Origin of the sequence: Lyngbya confervoides BDU141951, from assembly GCF_000817775.3 — a bacterium.
Classification (GTDB): Bacteria; Cyanobacteriota; Cyanobacteriia; order Thermosynechococcales; family Thermosynechococcaceae; genus Lyngbya; species Lyngbya confervoides.
The window spans coordinates 1-8552 of sequence record NZ_JTHE03000010.1 but is presented as its reverse complement, the minus strand read 5'-3'; the positions used below and the strand labels follow the sequence as shown (position 1 = coordinate 8552).

At 54.7% G+C, this 8552-nt stretch carries 5 protein-coding genes; all 5 read left to right on the top strand.

What is annotated here, in order from left to right:
• The first annotated feature begins 114 nt into the window (after nucleotides 1–114).
• The 5 genes from QQ91_RS01710 to QQ91_RS01690 all read left to right on the top strand — a co-directional run bounded on the left by QQ91_RS01710 (nucleotide 115) and on the right by QQ91_RS01690 (nucleotide 8535).
• Nucleotides 115–1122 (top strand): sigma-70 family RNA polymerase sigma factor, encoded by a 1008-nt coding sequence (locus tag QQ91_RS01710; RefSeq protein ID WP_166283820.1) that lies wholly within the window; start codon nucleotides 115–117, stop codon nucleotides 1120–1122.
• Nucleotides 1123–1127: 5 nt separating this feature from the next.
• On the top strand, nucleotides 1128–2282 hold the full coding sequence (locus QQ91_RS01705) for a DUF1822 family protein (protein ID WP_166283818.1): 1155 nt from the start codon (nucleotides 1128–1130) through the stop codon (nucleotides 2280–2282).
• Nucleotides 2282–4849, top strand: a complete 2568-nt coding sequence (locus QQ91_RS01700) for a CHASE2 domain-containing protein (RefSeq protein WP_236096252.1) — start codon at nucleotides 2282–2284, stop codon at nucleotides 4847–4849. Before QQ91_RS01705 ends, QQ91_RS01700 begins: the two co-directional genes overlap by 1 nt.
• A gap of 64 nt (nucleotides 4850–4913) precedes the next feature.
• Entirely contained in the window at nucleotides 4914–5645 is a 732-nt protein-coding gene (locus tag QQ91_RS01695) for a COP23 domain-containing protein (RefSeq protein WP_166283814.1), read from the top strand.
• Nucleotides 5646–5694: 49 nt separating this feature from the next.
• Nucleotides 5695–8535 carry a tetratricopeptide repeat protein gene (locus QQ91_RS01690; protein ID WP_166283812.1) on the top strand — a complete coding sequence of 947 codons (2841 nt, stop codon included), beginning with the start codon at nucleotides 5695–5697 and terminating at the stop codon, nucleotides 8533–8535.
• Nucleotides 8536–8552: the final 17 nt, after the last annotated feature.

The following is an 8552-nucleotide window of genomic DNA, read 5'->3' as shown; positions in this document are numbered from 1 at the left end:
TGTTAAGGCGGTTAGAGAAAAACCGGAAGAGATGGCAAGGACGAGTAGCTTAATGCTTGTTTACAAACACTCTCTTACTGGCTCCGTCGCTACGGAAGCGCCTCGGATACAGCGGTGAACCAAAAACAGGAAGGTTATGAAGCGTTGTTGGCCTACCTGCAGGAGCCTTGCTACCAGGCTGCAGTTAAGGTGCATCAAGGCTATCAGCAGCGCCTTTCCCACACGTTGTTTGATTATTTTGGCTGGGGAACGGTTCATGTGCCGCGCCTGCTGCAGGATTTTCAGCCAGAATTAAATCCCGACCTGGCAAGGTATGCCTACAGCATATTGCAAAATCGGATTTTGGATGAGCTGCGAATGCTGGATCGATCCCTGGGGTACACCCAGTGGAGTTTGCTGCTACACGTGTCAGAACGTCGGCTGCGCCAGGCTCTGGCCAGGGCTGGAATGGCAGAACCTACGCCCTACCTGCAAGTGTGGCAACTCTATCGACAGCTGGGGCGATCGCCCCAAATGAGGCATCAGGGGAAGGTGCGCGAACCGAGCCGCGATCTGCTGCGGCAAATTCTGACGCAGTATCAGCAGCAGTTCCCCGATGCGGTGAGTTTGGACCAAATGAGTCGTCGGCTTCAGGAGGCCGCTGTGGCTCTAAAAACCTATCTTTCCATGCCGGAGCGATCGCTGAATGCCCCCATTGATGCATCCAGCGAGACGGAATTAGGCGGCATTCTTCCCGATCCGGGTCAGGACTGGGATGAGGCCCTGGACCGGGCAGAGCTTGAGGCCCAGTATCAGGCGCTCTCCGATTGGCTCAGCCAGGAAATTTGCCAGATTCAGCCCAGTCAGTATCGGCTCAATCCCCAGATTTTTACCATGCTAGAGCGCTACTACGGAGCGGGGTTGACCCAGACTGAAATTTCCCAGGAGTTGGGGGTCAATCAATCGACTGTGGGCCGTAACCTTGCCAAATTTGAGGAAATTTTAGCGGCACGCCTGATCCCCTGGGCTGAAGACCACCTGGCAACTTCAATTTCCCCAGATCGGATCAGTCCCCTATGCGAGGCCTTAGAACAGTGGCTACAAACTTATTACCAAGAACATCCCTCATTGCCCCAGGAGTGAAGACGATGACCTACGAGAATTTTGATGCAAGTCCTGCCAGCATTTGGCTGGAGTTTTCAGAACAGGATCAGCAGCAGTGCTGGGAAGAAACAGCCTCCTGCAAGATTGATCGCCAGATCGCTTACCTGAATCGCCTGGTGCAGCGGGTGGTGCTGCCCTATCTGCAAGAGTCTGTCCCGACGGCCCAGCTTGAAGAGGCCCTCCGTGACCTTCCCGGCCTGGGGATCAACGGCACAGCGATCGCCTTGGAATCCCATCGATTGGTGGTGATTCCCAGCGATCAGCTCGACTACGACGAATGGGAGGTGCCCCAGGAGTGGATTGAGTCGGAGTTACGGGCCGATATTGTCCTGGTGGTGCAGGTGGATCTCGACCGTCGGCAGATGCGGCTGTGGGGCTACAGTCCCCAGGCCACAATTCTAGAAAAAGGGGAAAAGCGAACCTTTACCCGCAGCTATGCCATCGCAGCGGCGGATCTCACCGAGCACATCAGTGCCCTGTGGCTACAGCTGCGCTTTTTTCCAGAGTCGATGCGGTGCATAAGTCAGGCGGTCATCCCCACGCCAACGCTGTCCTTAGATCGGCTGATGGATCTGATGGATCAACTGGCACAGGCTTCCTTTCCGCGGACGGCGATCGCCTTTGCGGACTGGTGTGCGGTGATCCATAACCCCACTTGGCGGCACACTTGGGTGGAACGGATGACAGCGCTGGGAGAGACGGAGTCCGAGGGGGTCCCACCCTTGACCAGACTCAGTCAATGGTTTGATCACCCCCTTCAGACATCCTGGCAGCCCATTCAACACATTATTCAGCCTAAATTGATCAGCTCTTTTATGGATAACCAGATCAAGCAGGCCAAGCTGATTGATTTGGGGGTGGCGTTTAGCGGTGAAAAGTTTGCCCTGATGCTCACCCTGGATCGCCAGGAGGAGACCTATTCGATTCAAGCCAGCTTGTATCCCACAGGAGAGCAAGCCACCTTACCTCCAGAACTCAAGCTACGGGTGTTGACGGAAGCCGGTGAATTGTTTAAGGAGGTAACGGCCCGCGTGGACGATGAGTTTATTCGCTATAAGTTTGAGGCCCAGCTCGGCGATCGCTTTTTGATTCAGGTGGTTCTGGGAGAGGCCTTGGTGGAGGAATCCTTTCAGGTGTGATGCAGAAGCTTTTAATCTTGGATTTAGATGGCACCTTTGAGGAGGGGTTTCGGGCGCAACTTGAGGTATTTTCTTCCGTCCAGGGGCCATCCGAATCGCTGACGCCAGGAGGTTTATCGGCCAATCTGGATTTGCTGGAGCAGTATCGCCAGTGGCAGGTGCGCTATGCCAGCTTGGAAAATATGTTTCGGGCGCTAGTGCATAGCGACCCAGATCAGGTCACCAATAGTTCGTCGCGCAGGGATGCCCAATTGGCCTGCTCAGTTGCGGCGGAGACGGTCAAAAAGTCCTTTAATCAGTGGCTAGATGATTGCGAGGAGTTTAAAGACATCCGCGATCGCATTTTGTCCTATGGTCAGGGCTATCAAATTCGGATTCGCACCAATAGCGTCTGGTTACAGCGGCAAGTTTGGGAACAGTGGGAGGTTCTTCGAAAGGCTGAGGCCGATGTTTGTCTGGTGAAGAGAGACTATCACGTCAAAGCTCGCCCTCCCCGGAAGCCTGGCCCGGTTAGGATTTTGGTCATTTTTGGTCATGCCACTGATTTGCAAAATTTTGACCAGGATCGCCAGGTATTAGAGGCTAAGGCCCAGGCAGCAGGCGCAATCATCACCTGGGAAAAGGCTCCGGCTCCGGTAAGCTTCAATGCGAAGCTGCGGGAGGGCCATTGGGACATGCTGTTTTTCAGTGGTCACAGTGCGAGCACCAAGGATGGAAAGCGCTGCGATATTCAGCTCACCCAGAGCGATCAGCTACAAATTCCCGATTTCCGCTATGCGATGCGCGATGCGGCAAATAACGGGTTGCGTTTAGCTCTGTTTAACTCCTGTGATGGAGTGGGGCTGATGCATCAGCTGATGACGGAGGAGGGGATTGCGCTTCCGAATCTGGTGTTTATGCGCGAAAAGCTTCCCGATGCCATTTCGCCCCAGTTTTTGGGGTATTTTTTGGAGAGCTTTACCGCCGGGAAATCACTGTGTGCCTCCGTGCGGGAAGCCCAGGGAAAGCTCCATGATGACTGGGAAAAAGATTATCCCTGTGCCAGTTGGTTGCCGGTGGCGGCGGTGAATCCATCGGAGCCCAATTTAACGTGGCAACACTTGGGCGATCCGCCACCGTCCGATCGGACCCAGTGGCGAAAACGCATCGTCCGGCAAACCCTTTTCCTGGTTGGGGCAAGCTTGCTGACCGGTGCTGGAGTGTGGGGCGTGCGGGGGACGGGCGCTTTATTTCCTCTGGAGGCAAAGACCTATGACTGGACGTTACAAGTTCGTCCGAAGGGAGAAAAGGATGATCGGATTCTCATTATTACGATTGATCAGGCGGATAAGGAATTTCAAGATCGACAGGGGTGGATCCGGAACGAAGTTGAGCCGGGGACAAGGCGATCGCTGGCGGGCCAGGCACTTTCAGAGCTATTGAAGCAGCTAGAACCTGCGGCGGTGATTGGCTTGGACATCCTGCGGCCCATTCCTGCTCAGGAGGACTATCCTCCCCTGGCAGCACAGCTTGCTGGCAATGATCAGGTGATTGGAATTTGTGCAGATGAAGGCGGCGGTGACGCATCCACTCCTCCCATGCCGGAGTTAAAGATCAGCCAGGTGGGGTTTAGTGATGTCGCTCCAGATACATTATCTGCTGTTCAAGCCGATGGTCGGCTGATTCACAAGGGGAAGGTGCGGCGCTATCTTTTCCAGGCAAAGTTTGGGTTAAAGACAAGCTGTTTGCCGTCGGATCAGATCAAAAAACTTAATCAAGCTAAGAATCAGCGGGATAGCTGTGCAAAAGGTCGGAACCGCGAGGACTATGCCCTGAGTTTTGGGCTGAAGGTGGTTCAAAACTATTTTGCTCAGGAAAATTCTGTCTTTGACTGGGAAAAGGTCTGTGCTGGGAGCTTTCAGTTGGAAACGGATGATGCCAATTTTACCGATGAGCTTCAGCAAGAACAGGGATTCTACCGTTTTCTCAAGGACCCAGGGGGATCTTCCCCCGCACAGGGGGGGGCACAGATGTTGCTCGATTTTACGCGCCGATCGAGTTCTTCCCAGGCGGCGATCACGCAATTGGCCACTGCCATCCCGCTGCGGGCGGTGTTTGCGGATAATTTCAAGCCGGAATCGGTGCGGGACAAGATTGTGCTGATTGGGGTGAGTCAGCCGCGGGCTGATGATTTTTTAACGCCGTTTTCCAAAACGGATGCGGAGGCGATTCCGGGGGTGTATCTCCATGCCCATGGAATTGTGCAAATGTTAAACATTTTGGAGGGGAAGCAGCCGCTTTTACGATTTACGTCCCTGGAGACGGAGATTATATTGGTTTTTATCCTGGCGATCGCGGGGGGAGCAGTGTCGCTGGGGATGACTGGCCCCAAGAGGCTGCTGGCCTTGGGCGGGGGAGGCTTGCTGATAGTGGCGAGCTACGGGGCGATGTTTTTCGGGGTGGGGGTCATTGTGCCGCTGGTGCCAGGGCTGCTGGCCTTTGGCGGGACTGCGGTGCTGGTGATCGGGGCCAAAAAGGTCTGGCAGTTTAAACCACTGATGCATAATTTAAAACCTTCGCTGCGATGAATCTCGTAGAATCTCAACCATAGATTTTTCTGAGCTGCACAAATTGACGTTAAGGGGACTGAGGATGCTGACATCTAAAGCAATCAACACTAAACCGGCTGTGATGGCTGTTGCTACGGCGATCGCGGGGCTGAGCGTGCCGCTTACGGGGCTGAGCCGTGAGGCCCAACTGCTGGCCAATCCAGCCACTGCTCCAGGGGAGACCATGGGTGCATCGGAGGGGAAAACGGCCGTTGTGCAAGAAACGCTGCTCGATCCTAAGCAGCTGCATTTTTACTGCAAGGAAGTGCAAGATCCCACCAGTCCGGGCAACAAAATTGTGTCCACGGTGGTCTGGGTGCCGGAGCGCCAGGGAAATGTGCGTCTGGTGGGGTGGAAGTCGGAATATTTTTCCAGCGCGGGCTTTGACCCGGCGAAGCGCTGTGAGGCGGTGTCACCGAAGTTTCAGCAGGCCTATGAACAGGGGCGACTCTTGCTAACGGCGGGACATCTGGGCGGCTATCCGGTGGTGTGCGGGGTAAAGGACAAGTCGGAATCTTGCAACCGGGAGAATCAACTGTTTACCCTTAAGCCCCACGATCGGCCCATGGAGGTGTTGCTCCGTCTGGCGGATATTCTGGAGGGGAAGTCCTCGGATATGCTGTTGCAAAACTCTGGGGGCGATCGTTTTATTGAGATCAAGAAGTGGCTGAAGAAAGGGCCAATTGTGGATCGTGATGCGCCTCGAACCGTGACGGGTGGAACGCACTTTGCTCCGTCGAACGCCCCCCTGCCTCCCAATGCTGGGGGGGGCTGACAGATATGGCGATCGCGAATTGAAGTTTTAGACATTGGGATTTAAGAGGATGCGACGTTTAACGGTGTTGGTTTTGTGCGGTGGGCTCTGGTTTCCGGGTCTGGTGGTGAGTGGGATGCAGCCGGGGGTGGCGAGGGCGGCGGGCTCTGGGGGGGCGGCGGTGCGGATGGCTCAGGCGGCGCAACTTTCCCCTGAGGAAATGCTGCGGCAGGTGACGGTGCGGATTGTGACGGCGGATAATCAGGGTTCGGGGACGCTGTTGGCCAAGCAGGGGAATCGCTATCTGGTGCTGACCAATCGCCATGGGGTGCGGGGGCAGACCCAGGCTCAGGTTCAAACGGCGGATGGGCAGTCCCATCGCGCTCAAGTCAGGTCTGCTGAATTTCAGGGCAATCCAGATTTAGCCGTCGTGGAGTTTAGCAGCCCCCGTACCTATCAAACGGTTCCGCTGAGTTCTTTCACCCCTCGGGAGGGGATGACCCTGTGGGTGGGTGGCTATGAGGCGGAGTCGGGTCGGTTCCAGGCTATTGAAAGCAGCATTGAGCGCGTGTTAGAAGCACCTCTGCGTCAGGGCTATCAAATTGGCTATGGGGGGACGGTGCAGCAGGGGATGAGCGGCGGGCCGATTTTTGAGCAGGGATCTGGGGAGCTGATTGGCATTAATGGGGTGATGGCCTATCCGATTCGGGGCAATTACCAGGATGAACGCGGACAGCAGCCCCCCCCGGAGCAACAGGCCCAACTGGAAAAGCTGAATTGGGGGATTCCTTTGCAGCGGGTGTTGGAGCGGGTGCCGGTTATAGTGGCTAAAGACTACAACCTACCGGCCCCGAATACGTCCGAACTCAATCCGGTGGCAGACTCGCAGAATGTGGGCTGGGTGGCGGAGTTGGAGAAAAAGGCGCGCTTGTTTACGGTGAGGATTGACAGCACCAGTGGGGCGAATGGGTCGGGGGTAATTGTGGCGCGGCAGGGCAACACCTACACGGTGGTGACGGCGGCCCACGTGGTCTGTGAACGCCCCCAGGAGGAAAGCGCGGACCAACCTTGTCCAGAGCATCAATACACCTTGACGACCCATGATGGACGCAGGGTGCAATTAAATCCGCGACAGTTTCAGATTCGAGAAGGGATTGACTTGGCGGTGGTGCAGTTTGAGAGTGCTGAGACCTATCCCCTGGCCACAATTGCCAACTATAAAGCGCAAGCGGATGCCCCGGTGTTTGTGGCGGGGTTTCCAAAGGTTTCGGCTCTTCAGGATAGTTCTTGGCAGTTTAATGGGGGACGCACCTTTGAGCGGGAGCAAGGGGTGTTGCAGGTGAGTAGTTATTCTCTGCGCCAAAACAGTGAGGGACTGGCTAGTGCCGTGGCCCAACCGGCCTTTGGGGAAGGCTACGAGCTGGTGTATACCAGTCAAACTGGAGGCGGAATGAGTGGGGGACCCGTGCTGGATCACAATGGCCATGTGGTGGGGATTCATGGGCTGACGGAAGGAGAAACAGAAACGAGGGATGGGGCTATTCAGTTGGGCTACAGTTTGGGGATTCCCAGTCAGAGCCTAGTGGGAATTCTGGAACAGAGTAAACTCGCTCGCAACAGCTATCAGGTGAGCGATCAGGTTGCAGCTGACCTGATGGGACAAGAGGTGGAGGAGTTTAATCAATCCATTCTTTTAGTTGAGAAGACCCCGATCCGACGTAATGCCAAGGACTGGATTGAGTTGGGGAGTCAATATTGGCGAGCCCGACAGTATCAAGAAGCAGTGGAAGCCTTTGATGAGGCAATTGCTCAAAATCCAGACTATACCTATCTAGCCTGGTATGGGAAGAGTCTTGCTCTAGGTGGACAGGAGGATTACGGCAACAGCATTGAGGCGGCAAAACGGGCCACGCAATTGAACCGCAACTATGTACCTGGATTGGACTGGCTTGGATCGATCTATCGAGTGAATCAAGATTTTGAATCAGCCCTTCAGGCGATTGAGCAAGCGATTCAGCTTCGGCCCCAAGACGCTAATCTCTGGAATAACAAGGGGCTTATATTAAGTGACCTAGAACGTTATGAAGAAGCTCGAACTGCAATGGATCAGGCGGTGAGACTGGCCATGCGGCCAGCTTTTCTGAGTAACCGGGGCCTTGCACTTTCTAGCTTACAACGTTATGAAGAGGCGATCGCGGACTACACCCAAGCGATCCAACTTGATCCCAAAGCTACCAAGGTCTACTACAACCGGGGCATTGCCTTCTATAACTTAAAGCGCCACGAAGAGGCGATCGCCGACTACACCCAAGTCCTCCAAATCGACCCCAAATATACCCAAGCCTACAACAATCGGGGCACTGCTTTCGGTGCCTTAAACCGCTATGAAGAGGCGATCGCCGACTTTAACCAAGCGATCCAAATCGACCCCAAATTGATCCAAGCCTACTATAACCGGGGCGTTGCTTTCTACACCTTAAAGCGCTACGAAGAGGCGATCGCCGACTTCAACCAAGCGATCCAAATCGACCCCAAATTGATCCAAGCCTACAATAACCGGGGCGTTGTATACGCGGACTTAAACCGCTATGAAGAGGCGATTGCCGATTACAACCAAGCGATCCAAATCGACCCCAAATTGGCCCCAGCCTATAGCAACCGAGGCAATACATTCGCGGACTTAAACCGCAATGAAGAGGCGATCGCGGACTATACCCAAGCGATCCTAATCAACCCCAAAGATGCTAGTGCCTACTATAACCGGGGCGTTGTATACGCGGACTTAAATCGCTATGAAGAGGCAATTGCTGATTACAATCAAGCGATCCGACTCGACCCCAAATTGGTCCCAGCCGTAACTACTCAGGCTGAAGTAAGAAAGGTTTGGGGCTTCCAGAAAATAGAGCAATGAGAGCATCCACGACATTG

Bases quoted from the DNA above. Each gene is read 5' to 3' on its own strand.
- QQ91_RS01705 (WP_166283818.1), top strand. From the start codon at position 1,128: ATGACCTACGAGAATTTTGATGCAAGTCCTGCCAGCATTTGGCTGGAG.
- QQ91_RS01700 (WP_236096252.1), top strand. From the start codon at position 2,282: ATGCAGAAGCTTTTAATCTTGGATTTAGATGGCACCTTTGAGGAGGGG.
- QQ91_RS01695 (WP_166283814.1), top strand. From the start codon at position 4,914: ATGCTGACATCTAAAGCAATCAACACTAAACCGGCTGTGATGGCTGTT.
- QQ91_RS01690 (WP_166283812.1), top strand. From the start codon at position 5,695: ATGCGACGTTTAACGGTGTTGGTTTTGTGCGGTGGGCTCTGGTTTCCG.